Here is a 24651-nt window from a genome sequence, read left to right on the forward strand (position 1 = left end):
GATCGGCCGATGGAGATCCGTGATCAGCGCATCGAGGCCCGGGGCATCACTCAGAACGTGCTCGTCGGCGGGCCGGAGGACGGGACGCCGGTGCTGCTGGTGCACGGCAACTGCTCGTCGGCGGCGTTCTGGATGCCGCTCGTGCGGCGGCTTCCGGACGGCCTGCGCGTGGTCGCCCCGGACCTTCGGGGGTACGGCCGCAGCGAGACCGCGCCCGTGGACGCCACCCGGGGGCTGCGCGACTTCGCCGACGACGTGGCGGCGCTGCTCGACGAGCGCAGCCTGTTCCCGCAGGGCGGGCCGGTCGTGGTGGCCGCGCACTCGATGGGCTGCGGCGTGGTAATGCAGCTGCTCGCCGACCACCCGGGCCGGTTCTCGCACGTGCTGCTCGAGGCGCCGCTGAGCCCGTACGGCTTCGGGGGCACCCGCGACCTGGAGGGCACCCCCACCACCGCGGACTTCGCCGGCACCGGCGGCGGCACCGGCAACCCGGACTTCGTGGCGCGCATCCAGGCGGGCGACCGCAGCGCCGACGCCCCGACCAGCCCGCTGTCCGTGCTGCGCTCCGCGTACGTGGCCGACCCGGCGTCGCTGGGTGAGGACGAGGCGCTGCTGCTGGACACCGTGCTGAGCACCGCGATCGGCGACGACAACTACCCGGGCGACTTCAAGCCCGTCGACGGCTGGCCGGGCATGGGGCCGGGCGACCGCGGCGTGCTCAACACGATGGCGCCCAACCACTTCAACGTCGCCGAGGCGCTGACCGGCGCCGCGGCCAAGCCGCCGATCGTGTGGGTCCGCGGCGACCGGGACGCCATCGTGTCGGACACCTCGCTGTTCGACCTGGCCTACCTGGGTCAGCTGGGGCTGGTGCCGGGCTGGCCCGGCGCCGAGGCGTGCCCCCCGCAGCCGATGGTGGGTCAGACCCGCGCGGTGTTCGAGCGGTACGCGAGCAACGGCGGCAGCTACCGCGAGGTGGTCTACGAGAACTGCGGCCACTCCCCTCACGTCGAGCGCCCGGACGAGGTCACCGCGGAGCTGCTTCGGCTGGTCGCCGAGCGCTGACCGAGGCCGGTCGCCAGGACCGCCGCGGCGCCGAGCAGGCCGCTGAGCCCCACCACCGTGGAGGGGGCGAGCCCGGCCTGCACGGCGCCGCCCGCGGCGAGGAAGCCGAGGCCCTGGCAGACCAGCAGGCCCGAGGAGGCCACGCCCATCGCGCGGCCGCGGAACTCCGGCGCCACCCGGCGGACGAACAGCGCGTTGAGCGGCACCACGAAGGAGGCGCCCGCGCCGGCCACGGCCAGCAGGACGAGCACGACCGGCAGCCCGGGGGCGAGCAGGGCGGGCACCAGCGCCACAGTGGACAGCACCGCGGCCGGCCGCAGCAGGCGGTCGCGTGTGCCGGGCGTCAGCAGCCGGGTCAGCGCGAGCGCGCCGAGCAGGAATCCCACCGACGGCGCGGCGAGCAGCAGCCCCGCCTGGGCCGGGCCGCCGCCGAGGGAGACCGCGTACGGGTACGCGATGGCCTCCGGCGCGAACGAGAAGCCGCTCGCCACCCACACCAGCGCCAGGCAGGTGCGCAGCCACGGGTCGGCCAGGAGATAGCGGACGCCCGCCCGGGACTGGGCCAGCAGCCGTTGCGGCGCCTCGCCGGTCAGGGCCGCCGGGCGCCGCGCGACGCCGATCGCGAGGAGCCCGGCGGAGAGCGCGAAGGTCGCCGCGTTGCCGAGCATCGACCAGACCGGCCCGATCGCCGCCACGACCACGCCGCCCGCGACGAAGCCGGCCAGCTGGCTGAGCTGGTGGGTGATGTTGCTCAGCCCGTTGCCGGTGATGTAGGCCTCGCCGGGCAGCACCTCGGGCATCACCGCCGCGCGGGCCGCCACGAACGGCGGCGAGAACAGGTGCGCCAGATAGAGCAGCGCGATCGCCGCCCACAGCGGCAGGCCGGGCACGGTCACCAGCGCGATCAGCACGGCGCGGGCCAGGTCGCAGCCGATCAGCACCGCCCGGCGGGGCAGCCGGTCGGCGTACGTGGACAGGATCGGACCGCCGAGCACGCCGGGCAGCCAGGCGCTGGCGTAGGCGACCGCCGACAACAGCGCCGATTCCGTACGGTCGAAGACCAGTACCGCCACGGCGACCGCGGCCACCTGGTCGCCCAGATAGGACAGCACCTGCCCGCCGTACAGGTAGCGGAACTCGCGGTAGGCGAACAGCTCGCGATAGGTCGTCATAGGAGTCGCGCCGCCCGGGGATCCCGGGCGGCGCTGTTCCCCCGTGCGTCAGACCGTGGTCCAGCGCGAGTCCCGGGTCCACGACGAGCCCCGTCCCCACGAGCTGCTGCGCCCCCAGGTCGCCCCGCGCGTCCAGCCCGCGCCACGGCCCCACGTCGCACCCTTGGCGTTCGCGTTCATGTCGCTCCCTTCCCCGACTACAGGTCGGTCCGACGATCGCGCAGCGCCCCTGCGGAATTCCTGCGGAGCCGTCAGGGCAGCCGCGAGCGCACGTCCGCGGCGTTGGTGTGGCCCAGGTCCTCGTACAGGGCGAGCGCCTCGCGCCACGCCGCGACGGCCTCCGCCCGGCGGCCGCAGGCCTGGTGGGTGTCGCCGAGGTGCACGAGCGTGTCGGCCACCCAGTAGCGGTCGCCGACCTGCCGGTACAGCCGCAGCGCCGTCCCGTAGCACTCGACCGCCGCGTCGTACTCCTGGAGACCGTGCCGGATGAAGCCGAGGCTGTCCCAGACGGCCGCCCGGTTGTCGAGGTCGTCGTCGTCGGTGTAGAGCGCCAGCGCGCGTTCGCAGAACTCCAGCGCCCCGGCGAAGTCGCCCAGCTGCGCGCGGTAGAAGCCGATCGTGTTGAGCGTGTTGGCGGTGCCGAACTCGGACAGCTCAAGGGCCTGTTCGGCGTGCGCCAGCGCGTCGCGCATCCGGCCCTGCCGCTCGCACAGGATCGCCATCTCGTGGTGCACGCCGGACTGCCCGTCCCGGTCGCCGGCGCGCTCGTAGTGCTCCAGCGCCAGCCGGTAGTGCCGGTCGGCCTCGGCGGCGCGGTCGAGCAGGGTCCAGGCCCGGGCCAGACGGGAGTGCGCGTACGCCCGGGCGCGCCCGTGGCGGACCGTGGACAGCGCCGCCTCCCACACGGTGACCAGGTCGTGCCACGGCCCCTGCCGGTACAGGAACGTGTCGAGCGCCCACGCCACCTGCCACGGCCGGTCGCCGCCGGTGCGGGCGGCCAAGGCGAGCAGCACGGCCCGTTCCGCCGCGAACCAGCGCATCGCCGCGGCCTGGTCGGCGAGCGGCTCGGCGGCGGCCGTCGTGGCGGGCTCGATCGCCACGATCGGGGGCAGCCGGGCCGGCGCGAGCAGCTTCGCGGCGGCGGCCGCCGTGCCCAGATAGTGGTCGAGCAGCCGGGCGGTCGCCTCGTCGCGGGCGGCCGGCGCGGTCTCCAGCGCCTCCGCGTACGCCCGCATCAGGTCGTGGAACTGGTACCGGCCCGGCCGGTGCTCGGTGAGCAGGCTCGAGCGCACCAGCTCGGCCAGCAGGGGCCGCGCCCGCGGGGCGAGCACGCCCGCGGCGGCGGCCGACAGGTCCGGGCCCGGGTGCACGCCGAGCAGCCGGAACAGCCGCGCGGCGGGCGGGCTCAGCGCCTCGTACGACCAGCCGAACACCGCCCGCACGTCGGTGTCCGGGGTGTCGCCGGCCAGCGTGGACCAGCGGTCGCGGGTGTCGGCCAGCCCCTCGGCCAGCGCGGCCATCCCGAGCCGCGGCTGCATGACGGCGTGCGCGGCGGCGAGCGCGAGCGCCAGGGGCAGCCGGGCGCACAACCCGATGATGGCCTCGCGCGCCGCGGGGTCGGCGGCGGTCCGCTCCGCGCCGAGCCGCCGTTCCAGCAGCTCGCGCGCCTCGGCGCGGCTGAGCACGTCGAGCTGCAGCGGCCTCGCGCCGTCCGTGGCGACCAGCCCGGTGAGCCGGTTGCGGGTGGTCACCAGCACCGCGCACGAGCCGGCGCCGGGCAGCAGCGGGCGCACCTGGTCGCTGTCGCGGGCGTTGTCGAGCAGCAGAAGGAGCCGCTTGCCGGCGAGCCGGCTGCGCAGCAGCGCGGACTGCGCGTCCACCTCGGCCGGGATCCGCGGCGCCGGGACGCCGAGCGCGCCGAGGAAGCGGCGGACCGCCTCGCCGGGGTCCATCGCGGCGCCGCCCGGCGCGAAGCCCCGCAGGTCGACGTGCAGCACGCCGTCCGGGAAGCGCGCCGCCGCGCGGTGCGCCCAGTGCACGGCCAGGGCCGTCTTGCCCACGCCCGCCGAGCCGCCGATCACGACCACCGCGGGACCGGCCCGCGGCGCGAGGACCTTGTCCAGGTACGCCAGCGCGTCGGTCCGCCCGGCGAAATCCGCCACGTCGGCGGGCAGCTGGGCGGGCACCGGCTCGAGCGTTGCGGTGGCCGCGGCCTCGTTGCTCACCAGGATCGCGGCGTGGGCCGCCTGCGTGGCCGGGGCCGGATCGGCGCCCAGCTCCTCGGCGAGCCGGCGGCGCAGCACGTCGTACTGGCCGAGCGCGTCGGCGGTGCGGCCGATCGCGTGCAGCGCCCGCATCAGCGCGACCGCGACCGGCTCGACCAGCGGCTGCTCCTGCGCGATCGTGCCGAGCGGCCCGATCACCGCCGCCGGGTCGCCGGCCGCGATCTCGGCGTCCGCCCAGGCGACCACCGCGAGCAGCCGTTCCCGGTCCCAGGTCGCGCGCGCCGCCGCGGCCCAGTCGCCGGCCAGCCCGGCGAGCGGCTCCCCGCGCCACAGCCCGACGGCCTCGCGCAGCAGCCCGGCGTCCCCCCGCGCCCGGTCGACGAGTGCGCGGAACCGCAGCAGGTCGACCCGGTCGGCGGGCAGGTCGAGCAGGTAGCCGCCGGCCCGCCGGACCAGCGGGTCGCCGCCGCCGCGCCGCAACGCGCCGCGCACCCGGGCGAGGTGCGACTGCAGCGCGTGCCGGGCCCGGGCCGGTGCGGCCTCGCCCCACACCCGGTCGATCAGCGTCTCGGCGGCGACCACCCGCCCCGCCTCGCAGGCCAGGGCGGCGAGCACCGCGCGCTGGCGCGGCTCCCCGGCGGGCAGCTGCCGTCCGCCGGCCCAGAGCTCCACCGGCCCCAGCAGACGCACCTCGAGCACAGCACTCCCGCGCGCAGATCGGACATCCACCGCCAACGATCTCATACGCGCGCACGCCGGCATCGGGGGCGGGCGGACGCGATGACCCAATCGAGATGCGTCCAGGTCTTTCCTTCGAGCCCGGTCGATGCCTACGTTGCTGGGCATGCGTACATTCGTAGCCGGACTGCTGGGCCTGGGCCTGGTCTCCGGTCTTGGCGTCACCCTGAGCCCCGCCGCCGTGGCCGCCCCGGCGGTGGCCCCCTCGGTGCAGGAAGAGCCCGGGGCACACAGCGACGAGCTGGTCGGCCCGCTGGAACAGAAGCGGCGCGCCCTGCGGGAGAAAGCCCTCAGCGACGTCGTATCCGGCCGCGCGAAGGCGGAGACCCGCAACGGCAGCACGGTCGTCAAGGTCGGCCAGGCGGCCGGCGGCGGCGCGTTCGGCCGGCAGTCGCCGGGCCGCCGCGGCGGCAAGGACCACCATGACCAGTACGTCGAGCTCGCCCGGGAGAAGACCGACCGGATCTTCGTGATCCTCGCCGAGTTCGGCGACGAGCGCGACCCGCGGTTCCCGGACAAGGACACCGACCCCGCCAAGCCGGGGCCGCAGAGGTTCGACGGGCCGCTGCACAACCAGATCCCCGAGCCCGACCGCACCGTCGACAACCGGACGGTCTGGCAGGCCGACTACAACCGCGAGCACTACCAGCAGCTGTACTTCGGCGAGGGCAAGAACGTCGAGTCGGTCAAGACGTACTACGAGACGCAGTCGTCGGGCCGGTACAGCGTCGAGGGCACGGTCACCGACTGGGTGAAGGTCAAGTACAACGAGGCCCGGTACGGCCGTTCGGGCGACGACCCGGACGACGCGAACGGCGACGACCCCAACGTCTGCTCCGGCATCGTCTGCAACACCACCTACGACCTGGTGCGCGACGCCGCCAACCAGTGGGTCGCCGACCAGCAGGCGCGCGGGCGCACCCAGGCGGAGATCACCGCCGAGCTCAAGACGTTCGACCAGTGGGACCGCTACGACTTCGACGCCGACGGCAACTTCAACGAGCCCGACGGCTACCTCGACCACTTCCAGATCGTGCACGCCGGCGGCGACGAGGCGGACGGCGACCCGTACCAGGCCGAGGACGCCATCTGGAGCCACCGCGCGTTCGCCTACGGCGACGACGAGGGCGACCGCGGCCCGGCCGGCAACCTGCTGGGCGGCACCGAGATCGCCGGCACCGGGCTGTGGATCGGCGACTACACGATCCAGCCCGAGAACGGCGGGCTGAGCGTCTTCGCCCACGAGTACGGCCACGACCTGGGCCTGCCCGACGACTACAACGTGCTCACCGGCGGCTACAACAACAACGAGTACTGGACGCTGATGGCGCAGAGCCGCCTCAACGACGCCGGCGAGCCGCTGGGCACCCGGCCCGGCGACCTCGGCGCGTGGAACAAGCTGCAGCTGGGCTGGCTCGATTACGAGACCGTGGTCGCCAAGCAGCAGCGCACCCTGCAGCTGGGCCCGCAGGAGTACAACAGCACCAAGGCGCAGGCGGCCGTCGTGGTGCTGCCCAAGAAGACGGTCACGACCGAGTTCGGGGCGCCGTACCAGGGCTCCCGGCAGTACTTCTCCGGCAACGCCGACGACCTGCGCAACTCGATGACCCGCCAGTTCGACCTCACCGGGGCCACCGCACCGGCGCTGTCGTTCAAGGCGCGCTACAACATCGAGGAGGGCTTCGACTACCTGTACGTGCGGGCCTCGCTCGACGGTCAGAAGTGGACCGCGCTCGACGGCACGATCAACGGTGAGCCGTTCGGCCGAGACGGCGCCAACCCGCCGCGCCCGGCGATCAGCGGCTCCACCGACAACCAGTGGGTGGACGTCAATGTGCCGCTGAACGCGTACGCGGGCCAGAACGTCTACCTGCAGTTCTACTACCGCACCGACGGCGGCTTCTCGGCCGGCGGCTTCTTCTCCGACGCCATCCAGGTCACCGACGGCAGCACGGTGCTGTTCAGCGACGACGCCGAGGGCGCCTCGCCGTGGACGCTGCGCGGGTTCACCACCGTGGGCACGAGCTCGACCGGCCAGTACGACAACTTCTACATCGCCGGTCACCGCACGTACGTCTCGTACGACCGCTATCTGAGGACCGGCCCGTACAACTACGGCTTCCAGAACACGAAGCCGAACTGGGTCGAGCACTACCCGTACCAGCAGGGCGTGCTCATCTCGTACTGGGATCGCTCGCAGGTGGACAACGACACCAACCTGCACCCGGGCCAGGGCCGCAACCTCTACATCGACGCGCACCCGCGCCCGTTCTACCGGCTCGACGGCCTGCCGTTCAACTCCCGGATCCAGGTGTACGACGCGCCGTTCGGCGTGCGCAAGGCCGACTCGTTCACGCTGCACATCAACGGCCAGCCCTCCTACGTACGGGGTCAGGCCGCGCAGCCGCTGTTCGACGACACCCAGAAGTACTTCTACGAGGAGCTGCCCAACCACGGCGTGAAGCTCCCCGCGGTCGGCGTCAAGATCCGCGTGCTGTCCGAGAACGGCACCAGCGCGAAGATCCGCATCTCCTGACCCGCGACGGCCCGGGGACCCGTACGGTCCCCGGGCCGCCCCTCATCTGCCCGCCGCCACCGGCGTCCTGCCCGCAGGCGCCGCGGCCCGGTGCCGTACGACCAGAAGCACCAGCACCCCGGCGACCACCGCAACCGCGGCCGCCACGGTCAGCGTCGCGTTCAGCCCGTCGGCGAACGCGACCGGCCGCCCCTGCCCGTCGCTCACCCGGTCCGCGAAGATCGTTCCGAACACCGCGACGCCCAGCGCGAACCCGAGCTGGCGGAACGTGTTGAGGGCGCCGCCGGCCATGCCGCTGCGCTCGCGGGGCACCTCGGCGAGCACCGCCGACGACAGCGACGGCAGCACGGCGCCCACCCCGACGCCGGCCACGACCAGGCCCGCGATCAGCGCCCCGCCCCGGCTCCCGTCGTCCAGCCGTGCCTGCATCAGGTCGCCGGCGGCGATCAGCAACAGCCCGAGGCCGACCGTCCAGCGCGGCGCGACCCGCTGCAGCAGCCGCCCGGCCGCGGCGCCGACCACCAGCGAGGCGGCGGCCATGGGCAGCGCGCCGTACAGGCCGGCGTCGACCGGGCCGTACCCGACGACCTGCTGCAGCCAGACGGTGGTGAAGGGCAGGTAGCCGAAGGCGGCCGCCTGGGTGAGGAACGCGGCCACGATCAGCACGGCGAACGCCGGCTTGCCGAACAGCGACAGGTCCAGCATCGGGTGGTCGGAGCGGCGCTCGGCCACGACGAACGCGGCCAGGGCCACGGCGCCGACGGCGAACGCGACGACGGCCGTGGGGTCGGTCCAGCCGGCGTCCCCGGCGCGGATCAGGCCGTACGTGACCGCGGCCGCGGCCACGGTGAACGTGATCGTGCCGGAGAGGTCGAAGCGGCCGCCCCACGGGGCCTTGGACTCGGTCACCCCGCGGACGGTGAACCAGGCCGCGGCCAGGCACACCGGCAGGTTCACCAGGAAGATCCAGCGCCAGCCGAGGTGCTCGGTGAGAAGCCCGCCCGCGAGCGGCCCGGCCGCCGCCGCGGCGCCGTTGACCGCGCCCCAGACGCCGAACGCGACGCCGCGGTCGCGTCCGTGATAGGTCACGTTGAGCAGGGCCGCCGTGGTGGCGAACATGGCCGCGCCGCCGACGCCCTGCAGCACCCGCGCCCCGATCAGCGCCTGCTCGTTCGGGGCGACCGCGCACAGCAGCGACGAGAGGGCGAACAGGCCGATGCCGATCAGGTACGTGCGGCGGCGCCCGTACCGGTCGGCGAGCGAGCCGGCGCCCAGCACCAGGGCGGCCAGGGCGAGGGCGTACCCGTCGAGCACCCACTGCAGGTCGGCGTATCCGGCGCCGAACTTGCCGCCGATGGCCGGCAGCGCGACGACCACGATGGTGACGTCCACGAGCAGCAGGAACGTGCCGAGACAGACCGCGATCAGCGGTGACCATTTACGCATGCCCTGAACAATGCGGGTCGGCCGCTCGAAATCACCGCTCGAAACGCCGATCCTGCGGATCTCGACAGCGCGTACGCTGTCGTGGTGGAAATCGACGACCTGGACCGGCAGGTGACGCACGCGCTGCGGATCAACGGGCGGGCCGGCTACCGCGAGATCGGCGCGGTGCTGGGCGTCTCCGACCAGACGGTCGCCCGGCGTTACCGCCGGTTGCGCGCCGGCGCGGGCCTGCGGGTGGTCGGGCTGCCCAACCCCATCGAGCTGGGCTACGAGACGTGGGTGCTGCGCGTGCGCGCCGCGCCCGACGCGGCGCTGCAGATCGCCGGGGCCCTGGCTCGGCGGCCCGACACCGGGTGGGTGTCGGTCACCTCGGGCGGCACCGAGATCGCCTGCAACGTCCGCGTGCCGGCCTCCGCCGACCGCGACGCGCTGCTGCTGCAGAAGCTGCCGCGCACGCCGCGGCTCACCGAGGTCAGCGCCCACTGCGTGATCCACCACTACGTCGGCGGCGCGGTCGGCCCCGACCGGCGCGACGACGCGCTCACGCCCGGGCAGATCGCCGCGCTGACGCCCCGGCGCCCCGAGGGTGCCCGCAGCACGGCGCACCTCACGGCCGCCGACGCGCCGCTGCTCGAGGCGCTGGCCCACGACGGCCGGCTCAGCCTCATCGACCTCGCCGCCGCGACCGGCTGGCCCGAGTCGACCGTCCGCCGGCGGCTGCAGGAGCTGTTCGACGCGGGCTCGCTCTACACCGACGTCGAGATCGAGCCCCCGGTGTACGGCTTCCGCGCCGTGGTGCTGCTCTGGCTCTCGGTCGCGCCGTCGCGGGTCGCCACGGTCGGCGCGGCGCTCGCGGAGCACGAGGAGGTCGTCTTCGCGGCCGCCACCACGGGGCCCACCAACGTGCAGGTGACCGCCGTCTGCCCGGACATGCCGGCGTTCTACCGCTTCGTGACCGAGCGGCTGGGCTCGCTGGAAGGGGTGCAGAGCGTGGAGTCGGCTCCCGTGCTGCGGACGGTCAAGCAACTGGGCTCGGTGCGCTGAGGCAGTCCTCTGTCCACTTCAACGTATATCGCAGTGCCCGTCTTGCGGCAAGCCCCCCGGTTTGCCGCACAATCGCCCGGTGACTCGCTACGTCCTCGACCTGACCGACATCCATCCGGCCCAGCACGCCCTCGCCGGCGGCAAGGGCGTCAACCTGGCCGAGCTGACGCGGATCGACGGCGTGCGCGTGCCGCCGGGGTTCTGCGTGACGACCGACGCCTTCCGGCGGGTCGTCGCTGACCTCCCGGCGTTCGACGACCTGCTCGACCGGCTGGCGCGGCTGCGGCCCGGCGACCGGGAGGCGATCCGGGCGCTCGGCGAGCAGGCACGCCGGGCGGTGCTGTCCGCCGTCGTGCCCGAGGAGGTGGCGGCGGCCGTCACCGGCGCGCTCGGCGAGCAGGAGGCGTACGCCGTACGGTCCAGCGCGACCGCCGAGGACCTGCCGGGCGCCTCGTTCGCCGGCCAGCACGACACGTCCCTCAACGTGCCCGCCGCGGCGGTGCTCGAGCACGTCCGCCGGTGCTGGGCGTCGCTGTTCACCGAGCGGGCCGTCAGCTACCGGCTGCGCAACGGCGTCGACCACCGCAGGGTGCACATGGCCGTCGTCGTGCAGCGGATGGCCCTCCCCCGGGCGTCCGGCGTGCTGTTCACGGCCGACCCGGTCACCTCCAACCGCAAGGTCGCCTCGGTGGACGCCGGGTTCGGGCTCGGCGAGGCGCTGGTCTCGGGGCTGGTGAGCCCGGACGTGTACCGGGTGCGCGACGACGCGATCGTCGAGCGGACGATCGCCGCCAAGCGCCTCGCGGTGCTGCCCCGGCCCGGCGGCGGCACGCACGAGCAGCCGATCGAGCCCGAGCGGGCCGAGCAGCCGGCGCTGACCGACGCCGAGGTGCTCCGGCTCGTCCGGCTCGGGCGGCGCCTCGAGGAGCACTTCGGCCGCCCGCAGGACATCGAGTGGTGCCTGACCGGCGACGACTTCACGATCGTGCAGAGCCGCCCGATCACCACGCTGTTCCCGATCCCGGAGAGCGGCGACGGCGAGAACCACGTGTACGTCTCGGTCGGGCACCAGCAGATGATGACCGACCCGATGCGGCCGCTCGGACTCTCCTTCTGGCAGCTGACCACGTCGCGGCCGATGGCCGTGGCCGGCGGGCGGCTGTTCGTCGACGTCACGGAGATGCTCGCCGCGCCCGCGAGCCGCGACGGGCTGATCGACGCGCTCGGCCGGTCGGACCCGCTGATCGGCGACGCCCTGCGCAGCCTCGCCGAGCGCGACGGCTTCCTGCCGGTCCGCCCGGACGACGGCGCCGCGTGGACGCCACCGGGCGGCGGGCACCCCCCGCTCGACGCCGATCCGGCGCTCGTGGCCGGCCTGATCGACCGCTACCGCGAGGCCCTGGCCGCCACGAAGCGGGGCATCGCCGGGCTGTCCGGGCCGGCGCTGCTCGACTTCATCCGCGCCGACCTGCAGGACCTGCGGCGGGTGCAGTTCGACCCGCGCAGCCTGCGGGTCGTCATGACCGGGATGGAGGCCGCGTGGTGGCTCAACGAGCACATGCTCGAGTGGCTGGGCGAGCGCAACGTGGCCGACACGCTGTCGCAGTCGGTGCCGCACAACGTCACCTCCGAGATGGGGCTGGCGCTGCTGGACGTGGCCGACGCGATCCGCCCGTACCCCGCCGCGGCCGACGTCCTGCGCGCGGCCGGCGACGGCGACTTCCTGGACGACCTGCCGGCGCCGGCGCGCGATGCCTTCCGGGCCTTCCTCGACGCGTACGGGATGCGCTGTGTCGGCGAGATCGACATCACGCAGCCGCGATGGGCCGAGCGCCCCGCCACGCTGGCGCCGATGATCCTGGCCCACCTCCGCGCCTTCGAGCCGGGCGCCCGGCAGCGGCTGTTCGAGCAGGGTCGCCGCCAGGCCGAACAGAAGGAGCGGGAGCTGCTGGCGCGGCTGCCGGCGGACCGCGCCGCCGAGACCAAGCGGATGATCGACCGGTTGCGGACGTTCGGCGGCTACCGGGAGTACCCGAAGTACCACATGATCAGCCGCTACCACGTCTACAAGCAGGCGCTGCTGGCGGAGGCGGGCCGGCTGGCGCGGGCCGGGGTGCTCGCCGATCCGGAGGAGATCTTCTACCTGAGCTTCGACGAGCTGGCGGACGCCGGGCGCGCCCGGTCCGCCGTGCCTGCGCGCCGGGAGGCGTACGAGTCCTACCGCGCCCTCACCCCGCCGCGGGTGTTCACGTCGGACGGAGAGGTCGTCACCGCCGCCTACCGGCACGAGAACCTGCCGCCCGGCGCGCTGGCCGGGCTGCCCGTCTCGGCCGGCACCGTCGAGGGGCGCGCCCGCGTCGTCCGCGACCTCGCCGAGGCCGATCCGGAGCCCGGCGACATCCTCGTCACCGCGTACACCGACCCGAGCTGGACACCCGCGTTCGTCACCGTCGCGGGCCTGGTCACCGAGGTGGGCGGGCTCATGACCCACGGCGCGGTGATCGCCCGCGAGTACGGCCTGCCCGCCGTCGTCGGCGTCGAGCAGGCCACCCGCCTCATCCCCGACGGCGCCCGCATCCGCGTCCACGGCACCGAGGGCTACGTCGAGCTGCTGTGACCGCTTCTTCCACGGTTCGTTACGTCGAGCAGGCTCAGCGCCTCGGCTGCGGGGCGGCGCGGTAGGCCCGGCGGTAGGCGCCCGGCGTCGCGCCGACCTGGTCGCGGAAGCGACGGCGCAGGTTGAGCGCGGAGCTGAGGCCGACCCTGGCCGCGATCGCCTCCACGGGCAGGTCGGTCTCCTCCAGCAGCAGCCGGGCGGCGGTCACGCGGCGGGTGAGCAGCCACGCGCTCGGGCTCGTGCCGAGCTGGTCGGCGAAGCGGCGGGCCAGCGTGCGGGGCGAGACACCGACGCGGGCGGCCAGGTCGTCCACGGTCAACGGCGTGCCGAGGCGCTCACCGGCCCAGTCGAGCAGGTCGTCCAGCGCCTCGGCGGCGGGCGGCGCGGACGCGGCCGGGCGGTACGGCGGCAGCACCATGTGCCGGGCCAGCAGCGCGGCGTGCGCGGGGCCCTGATCCGTACGGACCAGGTGCAGGCACAGCTCGAGGCCCGCGCCGGCGCCCGCGCTGGTGGCCACGTCGCCGTGGTCGACGTAGACCCGGTGCGGCTGCACGGTGACCCGCGGGAACTCCCGCTGCAACTGCTCGGCGCGCCCGGGGTGGGTGGTGGCCGAGCGGCCGTCCAGCAGGCCGGTGCGGGCCAGCGCGAACACCCCGGAGCAGATCGTGACGAGCCGCGCCCCGCGTGCGTGCGCCTTGAGCAGGGCGGTCCGCACCGTGTCGGAAAGCGGCGCCTCCACCGGCAGCCAGCCGGGGACGATGACGGTGTCCGCGGTGTCCAGCGCCGACAGGTCCCGCGAGACGGCCATCTCGTACCCGGCCGTGGTCGGGACCAGGCCCGGCGTCTCGGTACAGACGTCGAACTCGTAGCGCTGCGGCACCCCGGCGCGTGGCGTGCCGAAGACCTCGACCGCGCACCCCAGCTCGAACGTCGACTGCACCGGCCGTACCAGGGCGACCACGCGATGCATGACAGCAAAGTACCCCAGCCTGTCCGCCCGGGCTCTGTCCCGCCGGCAGCCCGCGCGCGACCGTGGAGGCATGCACCCCGGAATCAAGCTGCTGTGCGCCCTCGCCGTCCTCGCCACCCTGCCCGTCTGCGGCACGGGCGCGTCCGCGGCGCCGTCCGGTCCGGTCGTCCGCACCGCCGACGGGCCGGTCCGGGGCGTTGCCGGGGACGGATACCGCACGTTCCTCGGGCTCCCCTACGCCGCTCCCCCGGTCGGCGAGCTGCGCTGGCGCCCGCCGCGCCCGGTGCAGCGGTGGACGGCCGTCCGGGAGGCCACCGCCAAACAGGCCGACTGCGCGCAGAACGGGCTGACCTTCGACGGCAAGGCGGCGCCCAGCGGCGCAGAGGACTGCCTGTACCTCAACGTGACCGCGCCCGAGCCCTCCTCCGTACGCCGGCCGGTGCTCGTCTTCCTGCACGGCGGCAGCTTCCAGAACGGCACCGCGAGCTACTACGACGCCCAGCGCCTGGCCACGCAGGGCGGCCTCGTGGTCGTCACGCTGAACTATCGCCTCGGCGTCTTCGGCTACTACGGACTGCCCGGGCTGTCCGGGTCGGGCACCTTCGGACTGCAGGACCAGCAGGCCGCGCTGCGCTGGGTGCGCCGCAACGCCGCCGCCTTCGGGGGCGACCCGGCCAACGTGACGCTCGCCGGGCAGTCGTCGGGCGGCGAGGCCGTCTGCGCCCAGCTGACCTCCCCGCCGGCGCGCGGCCTGTTCGACAAGGCGGTCCTGCAGTCGGGCTCGTGCCGCACGAGCTGGCCGGACCAGCTGTTCCTGCCGGACATCGAGGCGGGCTCGCAGTTCAACCCGCGCTCCGTCGTGGAAGATGCCGGGGCCACCCTCGCCGCGTCCGAGAAGTTCGGCTGCGGAACGGGCCCGCGGGCGGCCGAATGCATGCGCGGCAAGGACGCGTACGAGCTGCTGAAGGCCACACCCGGCACCGGCGCCCAAGCCTTCATCACCCCGGCGTACGACACCGCGGTGCTGCCCCGGCACCCGGCCGACGCGCTGGCCGCGGGCCGCGCCTTCCGCGTGCCGGTCCTGGCCGGCAGCACCCTCGACGAGCACCGCAGCTTCACCGGGATCCACGAGCTCAGCAACGGGCCGATCACTGCCGAGGACTACGCCCGCCTGCTCACGGCGGCCTTCGGCCCGGACGCCGGCCGGGTGCAAGCCACCTACCCCGCGTCCGGCTACGACTCGCCCGGCCTGGCCTGGGCGGCCGTGGCGACCGACCGGATCTGGGCGTGCCCCATGCTCGAGACCGAACGGCAGCTGGCCGCCCGCATGCCCGTGCACGGCTACGAGTTCGCCGAACGCGACGGCCCGGTCTTCGTCCCCGGCTACCCGTTCGGCGCCGCGCACGGTTCCGAGCTGCCGTACCTGTTCGACATGGCCGGCCTGACCGAGCAGGCGCAGCCCGCCCTCGCGGCGCGGATGATCGCCTCCTGGGCCCGGTTCGCGGCGACCGGCAACCCCCGGGCGGCGGGCCAGGAGCCCTGGCCGCCGGTGCGGGCCTCCGACGCCGGACCCGCGGTCCGGGTGTTCGCGGCGGGCCGGACCGGCACGGTCGATGCCGCCGCCGACCATCACTGCGGGTTCTGGGCGACCGTGCCGCGCTGAGAATCGGCCGGGCGTCGCGGCGATATCGGCCCGGCTGATGAGCGGCATCAGCAATCTCGTCTTCCCGGATGACGCCGGCCCGGCGACGGTGGAAACATGACCGAAACCACCCGGCCGGATCCGGGCGACCCCGAGGGCGCCATCGCCGCGGCGGCCAAGCGCTGCTCGAACTGGGGGCGCTGGGGCGCGGACGACGTGCTCGGCACGCTCAACTTCCTCGACGAGGCGAAGCGGCGGGCGGGCGCGGCCTGCGTCCGGCGGGGCGTGAGCTTCAGCCTGGCGCAGACGTTCGACGCGAACGGGCCGCAGAAGGGCTGGCGGCGGCGCACCAACCCGGTGCACACCATGCTCGACACGGGCGCCGACGCCGAACGCGGCACGCAGGGCTTCCCGCACGGCCTGGGCGGCGCCGACGACGTGGTGTTCATGCCGCTGCAGGCGTCCACCCAGTGGGACGGGCTCGGGCACATCTTCGACCACGGCGCCGCCTGGAACGGCCGCCGGGCGGGCGACGTCGTGACCAGCGAGGGCGACCGGGTCACCGGCATCGAGACCGCCGCCGCGCACATCACCGGGCGCGGCGTGCTGCTCGACGTGGGCCGCGCGATCGGCGACGGCGGCGAACTGCCCGACGGGTACGCCATCACCACCGCCGACCTGGAGGCGACCATCGCCGCGCAGGGCTCGCCGGTCGGGCGCGGCGACCTGCTGTGCGTGCGCACCGGCCGGCTCGCCCGCGCCCGGCGCGAGGGCTGGGGCGACTACGCCGGCGGCGACTCCCCCGGGCTGTCGTTCACCACCGCCGACTGGCTGCACGGCACCGAGATCGCCGGCATCGCGACCGACACCTGGGGCTTCGAGGTGCGGCCCAACGAGTTCGACGTCGCCTTCCAGCCGCTGCACCAGGTCTGCATCCCGCACATCGGGCTGTTCATCGGCGAGATGTGGGACTTCGACGCGCTCGCCGCCGACTGCGCGGCCGACGGCGTGTGGGAGTTCTTCCTCAGCGCCGCACCGCTTCCCGTGACCGGCGCCGTCGGGGCCCCGGTCAACCCGCTCGCCGTCAAGTAGGGGACCGAGATGACTGCTGTGCACCGCGTTCTCGTGGTCGGTGGCGGCCTGGCCGGATCGGCGACCGCGATCCGGCTGGCCGAGGCCGGCGTCGACGTGGACCTCGTCGAGCTGCGCCCGGAGCCGACCGCGCTGGGCTCCGGCATCACGTTGCAGGGCAACGCCCTGCGCGAGCTCGACGGCCTCGGCGTCTGGGCGGCGGCGCGCGAGCGCGGCTACCCGTTCGACGTCACCGGCATCCGGGCGCCCGATCCGCTGGGCTCGGTGGTGGCCGAGGTGCCCGACGCGCGCACCGGCGGGCCGGGCTATCCGGCCGCGATGGGCATGGCGCGGCCGGAGCTGGCCCGGATCCTGCACGAGCGGGCGGTCGCCACCGGCGTCGCCTGCCGGTTCGGCACGACCTTCACCGGTCTCGACCAGGACGCCGAGGGCGTGGACGTCACCTTCGCGGACGGCTCCACGGGCCGGTACGACCTGGTGGTCGGCGCCGACGGGGTCCGCTCGCAGACCCGGCGGGCGCTCGGCATCCCGCTCGAGACGCGGCCGGTCGGCATGGGCATCTGGCGCGCCTTCGGCCCCCGCCCGGCGAGCGTCACGCGCACCGACCTGTACTACGGCGGGCCGTCGTTCATCGCCGGCTACTGCCCCACCGGGGCGGACTCGCTCTACGCGTACATCGTGGAGCCGGCGCAGGACCGGTCCACGCTGACACCGGAGCAGCAGCTCGCCACGATGATCGAGCTGTCGGAGGCGTACCACGGCCCGTGGGACGAGATCCGCAAGACGCTCACCGACCCCTCCCGGGTCAACTACACGTGGTTCGAGACCCACGTGCTCGACGCCCCGTGGAACCGCGGCCGGGTCGTGCTCGTCGGCGACGCCGCGCACACCTGCCCGCCCACCATCGCGCAGGGCGGCGCCCAGGCCCTCGAGGACGCCGCCGTCCTCAGCGAGCTGCTGCTCACCCACGACACCGTCGGCCCGCCGCTGTGGGAGGCGTTCCACAGCCGCCGCGTCCCGCGGGCGAAGGCCGTCGTCGACGCCTCCAACCAGCTCTGCCAGTGGCAGCTCGACCGCGTACGGGGCGACATCCCCGGCCTCATGCGGTCGATCGCCGTCCTGGTCGGCGAGCCCTCCTGAGAAAGAGTCACCATGCGACTGATCACCCACCTGCGGCACGTCGACCTCGCCGTGCCCGACCACGCCCGGCAACTGGAGTTCTACCGCGACACCTGGGGTCTCAAGCCCGAGCACACCGACTCCGGGCTCACCTTCCTGGCCGCCGAGGGCAGCCCCGAGCAGTACGTCGTCCGGCTGCGCCAGGCCGCGGACAAGCGCATCGACCTCATCGCGTTCGGCGCCGCGAGCGCCGCGGACGTGGACACGCTCGCGGCGCGGCTGGCGACCGAGGGCGTACGGCTGGTCAGTGAGCCCAGCACCCTGCAGACCCCCGGCGGCGGGTACGGCTTCCGGTTCTTCGACAACGAGGGCCGTACGGTCGAGGTCTCCTCCGACGTGGCCGTGCGCCGCCACCGCACCATCGAGGAGGGCGAGTCGGTCCCGGTGCGCCTGTCGCACGTCGTCATCAACTCGGCCGACCCCGAGGGCACCCGGGCGTTCTACGAGAAGCACCTGTCGTTCGCGCTGTCGGACACCCTCATGCACCCGCGGATGGGCGAGATGATGTGGTTCATGCGGGTGAACGCCTGGCATCACAGCATGGCCATCGCCCGCTGCCCGCACCCGTCGCTGCACCACGCCTCGTTCGAGCTGCGCGGCCTCGACGAGTACATGCGCGGCACCGGCCGGGTGCTGCGTGCCGGCGTGGAGAAGATCTGGGGCCCCGGGCGGCATCTGGCCGGCAACAACACCTTCAGCTACTTCCTGGACCCCAGCGGCAACACCATGGAGTACACGACCGAGCTGGAGAAGCTCGACGAGGACAGCTGGCACCCGCACCTGTACGACTTCTCCGACCCCGCGGTCAGCGACCAGTGGGGCACGGCCAACGCCATGAACGAATTCGTCGCGCAGCGCTCGTTCAACGACCCCGACAAGGGGCTGTTCCAGGCCCCGCCGGTCTGATGCGGTTCGCCACGTACGAAACCGCCGGGTCGGTGCACGCCGGTGTCGTCTCCGATGCCGGGCTGCACCCGCTGCCGGACGGCACGACCGTGCTCGGCCTCGTCCGCGCCGGGCTGCCCGCCGCGCTCGAGGCCGGCGCGGCCGCGTTGACGGGCGCCGCGGTGCCCCTGCCATCGGTACGGCTGCTGCCGCCGCTCGAGCCGCCGACCGTCCGCGATTTCGTCGCGTTCGAGGAACACGTCGAGGGCGTGGTCGCGTCGGTCGGGGACGGCGCGGGCGTCGTTCCCCAGTGGTACGAGGCCCCGACGTTCTACTTCACCAACCCGTACGCGATCGTCGGGCCCTTCGACGACGTGCCCGTGCCGCCCGGCTCGCAGCGGTTCGACTTCGAGCTCGAGGTGGCCGCCGTCGTCGGCCGCGACGGCGCCTCGCTGACCCCCGAGCAGGCGGCGGAGCACATCTTCGGCTACACGATCCTCAACGACTGGTCGGCCCGCGACCTGCAGGCCCGCGAGATGAAGGTCAACCTCGGGCCGGCCAAGGGCAAGGACTCGGCCAGCACGCTCGGGCCGTGGCTGGTCACGGCCGACGAACTGGCCGGGCACCTGGACGACGACGGCTTCCTGGCGCTCGACATGCGGGTCTGCGTCAACGGCGCCGAGGTCGGCCAGGACCTGCTGTCCAACATGGGCTGGCCGTTCCCGGAACTGGTGGCCTACGCCTCGCGCGGCACCCGGGTGCGCGCCGGCGACGTGCTCGGCTCGGGCACCTGCGGCAACGGCGGCTGCCTGGCCGAGCTGTGGGGCCGCCGCGGCCGGCTCGACCCGCCGCCGCTGCAACCGGGCGACGTCGTCGAGATGGCCGTCGAGGGCATCGGCGCCATCCGCAACCGCGTCGTCGCCGGTCCCGATCTGCCGCCGGTGCGGGCGGCCCGCCCGCGCCCCCGCCTCCGAAAGGTCTGAAGCCCGTGTTCCAGTACTTTCCCGACGGCCCGTACACCTACAACCTCGCCGTGGTCGCCACGCTGAACTCCGGCGGGCTCATCGACGAGGTGGACCGCGCGTGCCGGCCGATCCGCGACGCCGCCGCCGCCGGCGAGGACGCGGGCACACCGGACTTCCTGCGCGCGTGGACGGCGCTGACCGACCAGCTCGTGGCGCAGGCCGAGGAGGCGGAGAAGGCCGGGCACACGCGGACGGCCGGGCAGCTGTACTTCCGTGCGAGCAACTACCTCGCCCAGGCCGAGCGGATGCTGGCGCACGCGGACCCGCACCGGGTTCCCGCCTACCGGCGGCTGCTGCAGCTGACCCAGAAGGCGTTCGAGCTGCACAGCCCGCGCGTGCGGCGCGTCGAGATCCCGTACGGGGAGACGACTCTGCCGGCGTATTTCAGCCAGGCCCCCGGGGACGGGCCGGCGCCGGTCGTCGTGCTGGTCAACGGGCTCGATTCCACCAAGGAGCACCAGTACACCTCGCGGCACTGGGAGGAGCTGGCCGAGCGCGGCATCTCGTGCCTGATGCTCGACCAGCCCGGCACCGGCGAGGCGCTGCGGCTGCAGGGGCTGACCGCGCTCATCGACGCCGAGACGTGGGCCGGCGCCGCGGTCGACTGGCTCGAGACGCGCGCCGAGGTCGACGCCTCGCGCATCGGCATCGTCGGCTGGTCGCTCGGCGGCTACTACGCGCCCCGGGCCGCGGCCTTCGAGAAGCGGTTCGCGCTCTGCGTCGCCTGGGGCGCCAACCACAACTGGGGCGAGGTGCAGCGGCGCCGGATGGAACGCGAGGGCGAGCGGCCCGTCCCGCACTACTGGGAGCACGTGCTGTGGGTGTGGGGCCACACCGACCTGCGGGAGTTCCTCGAGTTCGCCGACGCCGTGCACCTCGACGGCGTCGTGGAGAACATCACCGTGCCGTTCCTGATCGCGCACGGCGCCGGCGACCGCCAGATCCCGCTCGCCTACGCGCACCGCTCGTACGACCAGGCGGTCAACTCGCCCCGGCGGGAGCTGCGCGTCTTCACCCCCGAGGAGGGCGCCACCGAGCACATCGGACTGGACCACCTGCCGCACGTGAGCACGTTCATCGCCGACTGGGTCGCCGACACCTTCGCCGCGGACGGCCGCCGGCGCTAGCGGCGCTCGGCCACACCGCCGAACTCGTCGACCTCGGGGCTGCTGTCGTCGGTGGCGCCCGGGCGCCACCGCGAGCACGACACGATGCCGGGCTCGAGCAGCGTCCACCCGGTGAAGAAGCGGGCGATCTGCTCGGGCGAGCGCAGCGTGATCTTCGGCTTGCCGAACTGGTTCCAGTGCCGTACGCCCTCGTCGCTGGCCTCGCCGAAGACCGCGTTGGTGGCGTGGTTGATCACCAGGAAGCTGCCGGGCGCCAGCGCGGCCTTGAGCCGGTCGACGATGCCGTACGCCGCGGCGGTGTTGCCGACGTGGTGCAGCACGCCCATCAGCATGAGCGCCACCGGCTCGCGCAGATCGAGCGTGCGGGCCGCCTCGCGCAGGATCGTCTCCGGGTCCTCCAGGTGGGCCTCGATGTAGTCGGTGCGGCCCTCGGGGGCGCTGGTGAGCAGCGCGCGGGCGTGCACCAGCACGAGCGGGTCGTTGTCGACGTACACGATCCGCGACGACGGCGCGATCCGCTGGGCGACCTCGTGCGTGTTGTCGGCGGTCGGCAGCCCCGTGCCGATGTCGAGGAACTGCCGGACGCCGCGCTCGCCCGCCAGGTAGGAGACCGCGCGCCCGAGGAACGCCCGGTCGGCGCGGGCCTGCTCGACGATGCTGGGCAGCATCTGCAGCACCCGGTCGCCGACCTGCCGGTCGACCGCGAAGTTGTCCTTGCCGCCGAGCCAGTAGTTCCACACCCGCGCCGAGTGCGGCGTTGCCGTGTCCAGCCCGGCGAACGCGCCGTCCCGCTGCTCCGTCATGGCGCGACGGTAGTCCGGATCGGACTCCTCGCGCAGCCCCGCTGCCCTCCGGACGCCGCGGTGCCATGCTCGGGGTCATGACGACTCGTCCCGCGGTCCACCTCGCCATCCCCGTCGACGACCTGAGCGCCGCCCGGGCGTTCTACGGAGGCGTGCTCGGCCTCGGCGAGGGCCGCTCCAGCGACCACTGGGTCGACTGGGATCTGCACGGCCACCAGCTGGTCACGCACGTCGTGCCCGGCCCGGTCCGGCCCGCCGGCGACAGCGAGGTCGACGCCCACGAGGTGCCGGTCCCGCACTTCGGACTGCTGCTGAGCGCCGAGGAGTTCCATGCGCTCGCCGCCCGGCTGCGCGACGCGGGCACGACCTTCCTGATCGAGCCCTACCTGCGCTTCCCCGGCCGCCCCGGCGAGCAGTGGACGATGTTCTTCCGCGACCCGGCGGGCAACGCGCTGGAGTTCAAGGCGTTCCGCGACGAGTCCCAGGTCTTCGCCCGCTGAGCCGCACCGGTGAGTTCCGCCGTCCCGGGCGGTCTGCAGAGTGACCGAACCACCGGAAGGGGACCACCATGACCGCGACCTACACCTTCGACGTCTTCACCAGCCTCGACGGCTTCGGCGCCGCCGGCGGGGACTGGACCGGCTACTGGGGCAAGCAGGGGCCCGAGCTGCTCGCCCACCGTCTCGCCCTCTACGGCACCGAGCAGCGGATGGTGTTCGGCGCCACCACCCACCGGGCGTTCGCGCAGATGCTCGCCTCGGACGCGGACGAGGCCCTGCGGGACCCCTGGGTCACCCGGATGGTCAACCTGCCGGCCACGGTGGTGTCGAACACGCTCGAGGAGCCCCTCGACTGGCCCGACGCGACGGTCGCGCGCGGCGACGCCGTCGACGTCGTGGCGCGGCTCAAGGAGGAGTCCGACGTTCCGTTGCGCTCGCACGGCAGCCTGAGCATGAACCGGGCGCTGATGGCCGCCGGCCTGGTGGACCGACTGCAGGTGTCGGTCTTCCCGGTGATCACCGGGGAGACCGGGCTCGACCCGATCTTCCGGGGCGCGGCCGACTTCGACCTCGAGCTGCTCGAGGCCCGGACGCTCGACGGCCGCGTGCAGGAGCTCGTCTACCGGCCCGTCCGGCACGGCTGACGACGTTTCTGTCGTACCCCTGACCGACACTGGAGCCGTGACACACCCACCACGGCGGGAGGCGAGCATCGCCCACGTCGACCTCGACGCGATGTTCGCGGCGGTCGAGCAGCGCGACAAGGTGTCCCTGCGCGGCCGGCCGGTCATCGTCGGCGGGGTGGCCGGGCGCGGGGTCGTCGCGACCGCGTCCTACGAGGCCCGCCGGTACGGGGCACGCTCGGCGATGCCGATGGCGGAGGCCCGGCGCCGCTGCCCGCCCGGCACGGCCTTCCTCGCGCCGCGGTTCGCCGCCTATCGCAGGACCAGCGAGGTCGTGATGGCGCTGCTGGGCGAGGTGTCGCCGCTGGTCGAGCAGGTCTCGATCGACGAGGCGTACGTGGATCTGGCCGCGGCGGGCCGCCACGACCTGTCGGTGCCCGGGGTCACCGCGCTGGCCGAGCGGGTCCGGGCGGAGATCGCGGCCGCCACCGGCGGGGTCACCGCCTCGATCGGCGTCGGCACGTCCAAGCTCGTCGCCAAGATCGGTTCCGACCTGCACAAGCCGGACGGGCTGACCGTCGCGGCGCCCGGCGACGAGCAGGCGCTGCTGCACCCGCTGCCGGTGACCCGGCTGCCCGGCGTCGGCCCCGCCACCGCCGAGCGGCTGCGCCGCTCCGGGGTGCACACCATCGGCGCCCTCGCCCGCGTCGAGCTGTCCGACCTGATCGACTGGTTCGGCCAGGCCCACGGCGCGGGCCTGCACCGCCTGGCCCGCGCCGACGACGACCGGCCCGTCGTGGGCGAGCGCGAGGCGAAATCCGTCTCCGCCGAGGAGACCTTCGACGTCGACCTCACCGACCAGGCCCGGCTCCACACCGAGATCGACCAGCTCGCCGCGCGCGTCGGCGGCCGGCTGCGCGCCGGCGGCCTGTCCGCCCGCACGATCACCATCAAGGTCCGGCACCACGACTTCACCACGATCACCCGCTCGGCGACCCGCGCCCAGCCCACCGACGACCCCCGGCTCGTGGCCCAGTTCGCCCGCCGCCTGCTGACCGAGGTCGACACGTCCGCCGGCGTCCGCCTGCTCGGCGTCGGCGTCTCCACCCTCGCCGACTTCGTACAGGACGACCTCTTCGGCGCCCCCGCCGAGCCTTCGCCCCCAGACCCCTTACCCGCGACAGCGCCGTCCCCACCCCCACCCCCATCCCCGCCGCAGCCCGCCGCCGGCGGCGACTGGCGCCCCGGCCAGGACGTACGACACGACGACCACGGCCCCGGCTGGGTCTGGGGCAGCGGCCGCGGCCGGGTCACCGTCCGCTTCGAGGGCCCGGCCACTCCCCCCGGCCCGGTCCGCACCTTCGACGCCGAAGACCCAGCCCTGCACCCCACCGACCCACCCGACTGGACCGCGCCCGCCCCCTGACCCCCGCCGACCTCCGAACCGCCGACATCCCGCCCGCCGGCACCCCGGCCACTGCCGCGTGCCCGCTGACACCGCCCCCGGACTGCCCGGTCGATGGAGCCTCGCCTGCTGGCGCCGCGCTCGCAGACCTCACCCTCAGGGGACACCAACCTCCGCGCCATCAACGCCCCGCCCACTGGCCTCTGCCTGCCGACCTCCGGGCCACCCGATCGGGGCCGCCGAGGCCCCGCCCGATGACCCCCGAGCCACCAACCTTCGGGCGGCTAGCGTCGCGCCGGTCAACCTCCGCCCGCCGACTTCCAGACCACCGACCTCCGGGCTGCTAACGCCCCGCCTGGTGACCCTCGCCGGATGACCCCCGCCCGCTGACTTCCGGACCACCGACCTCCAGACCACCGACCTCCGCCCGGCAGCGCCCCGCCCACTGACCCCCGCCCGCCGCTCATTGCGCGGCCCGAAAGGTGCGCGACCAGCACGGCCGACGATCCGCTCGCCCTCGTAGCGTTCAGCCGGAGAGGGCCCTCGCTCCGCGAGTG

Annotated in this window: 19 protein-coding genes; 13 read left to right on the forward strand and 6 right to left on the reverse strand. The window is 74.3% G+C overall.

What is annotated here, in order from left to right; all coding sequences use genetic code 11:
• Positions 1-9: 9 nt before the first annotated feature.
• A complete protein-coding gene (locus tag ACSNN8_RS31370; protein ID WP_436653586.1) occupies positions 10-1065 on the forward strand; it encodes an alpha/beta fold hydrolase in 1056 nt (351 codons plus the stop codon).
• On the opposite strand, the gene ACSNN8_RS31375 is transcribed toward ACSNN8_RS31370, so the two are convergent.
• The 3 genes from ACSNN8_RS31375 to ACSNN8_RS31385 form a co-directional block, all read right to left on the reverse strand.
• Entirely contained in the window at positions 1005-2237 is a 1233-nt protein-coding gene (locus ACSNN8_RS31375) for an MFS transporter (RefSeq protein ID WP_436653587.1), read from the reverse strand. The genes ACSNN8_RS31370 and ACSNN8_RS31375 overlap by 61 nt on opposite strands.
• 48 nt (positions 2238-2285) lie before the next feature.
• Positions 2286-2417, reverse strand: a complete 132-nt coding sequence (locus ACSNN8_RS31380; protein WP_436653588.1) for a hypothetical protein — start codon at positions 2415-2417, stop codon at positions 2286-2288.
• Between the two features lie 71 nt (positions 2418-2488).
• A complete protein-coding gene (locus ACSNN8_RS31385; protein ID WP_436653589.1) occupies positions 2489-5161 on the reverse strand; it encodes a BTAD domain-containing putative transcriptional regulator in 2673 nt (890 codons plus the stop codon).
• Between the two features lie 145 nt (positions 5162-5306).
• Between ACSNN8_RS31385 and ACSNN8_RS31390 the strand changes: the two genes are divergently transcribed.
• Positions 5307-7736, forward strand: a complete 2430-nt coding sequence (locus ACSNN8_RS31390) for an immune inhibitor A domain-containing protein (RefSeq protein ID WP_436653590.1) — start codon at positions 5307-5309, stop codon at positions 7734-7736.
• A 42-nt stretch (positions 7737-7778) separates the two neighbouring features.
• Here the strand turns inward: ACSNN8_RS31390 and ACSNN8_RS31395 are convergent, their stop codons facing one another.
• Positions 7779-9182 carry an MFS transporter gene (locus ACSNN8_RS31395; protein WP_436653591.1) on the reverse strand — a complete coding sequence of 468 codons (1404 nt, stop codon included), beginning with the start codon at positions 9180-9182 and terminating at the stop codon, positions 7779-7781.
• A gap of 84 nt (positions 9183-9266) precedes the next feature.
• On the opposite strand from ACSNN8_RS31395, the gene ACSNN8_RS31400 reads away from it, so the two are divergent.
• Together ACSNN8_RS31400 and rph are read left to right on the forward strand one after the other, a co-directional pair.
• Complete coding sequence (locus tag ACSNN8_RS31400; protein WP_436653592.1) at positions 9267-10226, forward strand: Lrp/AsnC family transcriptional regulator; 960 nt, start codon at positions 9267-9269, stop codon at positions 10224-10226.
• Positions 10227-10305: 79 nt separating this feature from the next.
• Positions 10306-12843, forward strand: a complete 2538-nt coding sequence (rph, locus tag ACSNN8_RS31405) for a rifamycin-inactivating phosphotransferase (RefSeq protein ID WP_436653593.1) — start codon at positions 10306-10308, stop codon at positions 12841-12843.
• Between the two features lie 34 nt (positions 12844-12877).
• Here rph and ACSNN8_RS31410 read toward each other — a convergent pair whose 3' ends face one another.
• Positions 12878-13813, reverse strand: coding sequence for a GlxA family transcriptional regulator (locus ACSNN8_RS31410; RefSeq protein WP_436653594.1), 936 nt, complete (start codon positions 13811-13813; stop codon positions 12878-12880).
• A gap of 70 nt (positions 13814-13883) precedes the next feature.
• On the opposite strand from ACSNN8_RS31410, the gene ACSNN8_RS31415 reads away from it, so the two are divergent.
• From ACSNN8_RS31415 to ACSNN8_RS31440, 6 genes are all read left to right on the forward strand, one after another.
• The gene (locus ACSNN8_RS31415; RefSeq protein WP_436653595.1) at positions 13884-15476 is read left to right on the forward strand and encodes a carboxylesterase/lipase family protein; all 1593 of its coding nucleotides are present in this window, start codon (positions 13884-13886) and stop codon (positions 15474-15476) included.
• 96 nt (positions 15477-15572) lie between these two features.
• Positions 15573-16547 (forward strand): cyclase family protein, encoded by a 975-nt coding sequence (locus tag ACSNN8_RS31420; protein ID WP_436653596.1) that lies wholly within the window; start codon positions 15573-15575, stop codon positions 16545-16547.
• A gap of 9 nt (positions 16548-16556) precedes the next feature.
• Positions 16557-17687, forward strand: a complete 1131-nt coding sequence (locus ACSNN8_RS31425) for an FAD-dependent oxidoreductase (protein WP_436653597.1) — start codon at positions 16557-16559, stop codon at positions 17685-17687.
• A 12-nt stretch (positions 17688-17699) separates the two neighbouring features.
• A complete protein-coding gene (locus tag ACSNN8_RS31430; protein WP_436653598.1) occupies positions 17700-18632 on the forward strand; it encodes a VOC family protein in 933 nt (310 codons plus the stop codon).
• Positions 18632-19594 carry a fumarylacetoacetate hydrolase family protein gene (locus tag ACSNN8_RS31435; RefSeq protein ID WP_436653599.1) on the forward strand — a complete coding sequence of 321 codons (963 nt, stop codon included), beginning with the start codon at positions 18632-18634 and terminating at the stop codon, positions 19592-19594. Before ACSNN8_RS31430 ends, ACSNN8_RS31435 begins: the two co-directional genes overlap by 1 nt.
• Positions 19595-19599: 5 nt before the next feature.
• Positions 19600-20763, forward strand: coding sequence for an alpha/beta hydrolase family protein (locus tag ACSNN8_RS31440; protein ID WP_436653600.1), 1164 nt, complete (start codon positions 19600-19602; stop codon positions 20761-20763).
• Here ACSNN8_RS31440 and ACSNN8_RS31445 read toward each other — a convergent pair.
• The gene (locus ACSNN8_RS31445; protein WP_436653601.1) at positions 20760-21566 is read right to left on the reverse strand and encodes an SAM-dependent methyltransferase; all 807 of its coding nucleotides are present in this window, start codon (positions 21564-21566) and stop codon (positions 20760-20762) included. The genes ACSNN8_RS31440 and ACSNN8_RS31445 overlap by 4 nt on opposite strands.
• A gap of 77 nt (positions 21567-21643) precedes the next feature.
• On the opposite strand from ACSNN8_RS31445, the gene ACSNN8_RS31450 reads away from it, so the two are divergent.
• The 3 genes from ACSNN8_RS31450 (at position 21644) to ACSNN8_RS31460 (ending at position 24115) form a co-directional block, all read left to right on the forward strand.
• The gene (locus ACSNN8_RS31450) at positions 21644-22066 is read left to right on the forward strand and encodes a VOC family protein (RefSeq protein WP_436653602.1); all 423 of its coding nucleotides are present in this window, start codon (positions 21644-21646) and stop codon (positions 22064-22066) included.
• 68 nt (positions 22067-22134) lie between these two features.
• Entirely contained in the window at positions 22135-22710 is a 576-nt protein-coding gene (locus ACSNN8_RS31455; RefSeq protein ID WP_436653603.1) for a dihydrofolate reductase family protein, read from the forward strand.
• 37 nt (positions 22711-22747) lie between these two features.
• On the forward strand, positions 22748-24115 hold the full coding sequence (locus ACSNN8_RS31460; RefSeq protein WP_436653604.1) for a DNA polymerase IV: 1368 nt from the start codon (positions 22748-22750) through the stop codon (positions 24113-24115).
• Positions 24116-24651: the final 536 nt, after the last annotated feature.

This window comes from Actinoplanes sp. URMC 104 (assembly GCF_051386375.1).
In the GTDB taxonomy this organism is placed as follows: Bacteria; Actinomycetota; Actinomycetes; order Mycobacteriales; family Micromonosporaceae; genus Actinoplanes.

What these genes read in the sequence shown, in the direction of transcription:
- ACSNN8_RS31370 (WP_436653586.1), top strand. Translation starts at nt 10, where the DNA reads ATGGAGATCCGTGATCAGCGCATCGAGGCCCGGGGCATCACTCAGAAC.
- ACSNN8_RS31375 (WP_436653587.1), bottom strand. Translation starts at nt 2,237, where the DNA reads ATGACGACCTATCGCGAGCTGTTCGCCTACCGCGAGTTCCGCTACCTG.
- ACSNN8_RS31380 (WP_436653588.1), bottom strand. Translation starts at nt 2,417, where the DNA reads ATGAACGCGAACGCCAAGGGTGCGACGTGGGGCCGTGGCGCGGGCTGG.
- ACSNN8_RS31390 (WP_436653590.1), top strand. Translation starts at nt 5,307, where the DNA reads ATGCGTACATTCGTAGCCGGACTGCTGGGCCTGGGCCTGGTCTCCGGT.
- ACSNN8_RS31395 (WP_436653591.1), bottom strand. Translation starts at nt 9,182, where the DNA reads ATGCGTAAATGGTCACCGCTGATCGCGGTCTGTCTCGGCACGTTCCTG.
- ACSNN8_RS31410 (WP_436653594.1), bottom strand. Translation starts at nt 13,813, where the DNA reads ATGCATCGCGTGGTCGCCCTGGTACGGCCGGTGCAGTCGACGTTCGAG.
- ACSNN8_RS31415 (WP_436653595.1), top strand. Translation starts at nt 13,884, where the DNA reads ATGCACCCCGGAATCAAGCTGCTGTGCGCCCTCGCCGTCCTCGCCACC.
- ACSNN8_RS31420 (WP_436653596.1), top strand. Translation starts at nt 15,573, where the DNA reads ATGACCGAAACCACCCGGCCGGATCCGGGCGACCCCGAGGGCGCCATC.
- ACSNN8_RS31425 (WP_436653597.1), top strand. Translation starts at nt 16,557, where the DNA reads ATGACTGCTGTGCACCGCGTTCTCGTGGTCGGTGGCGGCCTGGCCGGA.
- ACSNN8_RS31430 (WP_436653598.1), top strand. Translation starts at nt 17,700, where the DNA reads ATGCGACTGATCACCCACCTGCGGCACGTCGACCTCGCCGTGCCCGAC.
- ACSNN8_RS31435 (WP_436653599.1), top strand. Translation starts at nt 18,632, where the DNA reads ATGCGGTTCGCCACGTACGAAACCGCCGGGTCGGTGCACGCCGGTGTC.
- ACSNN8_RS31445 (WP_436653601.1), bottom strand. Translation starts at nt 21,566, where the DNA reads ATGACGGAGCAGCGGGACGGCGCGTTCGCCGGGCTGGACACGGCAACG.
- ACSNN8_RS31450 (WP_436653602.1), top strand. Translation starts at nt 21,644, where the DNA reads ATGACGACTCGTCCCGCGGTCCACCTCGCCATCCCCGTCGACGACCTG.
- ACSNN8_RS31455 (WP_436653603.1), top strand. Translation starts at nt 22,135, where the DNA reads ATGACCGCGACCTACACCTTCGACGTCTTCACCAGCCTCGACGGCTTC.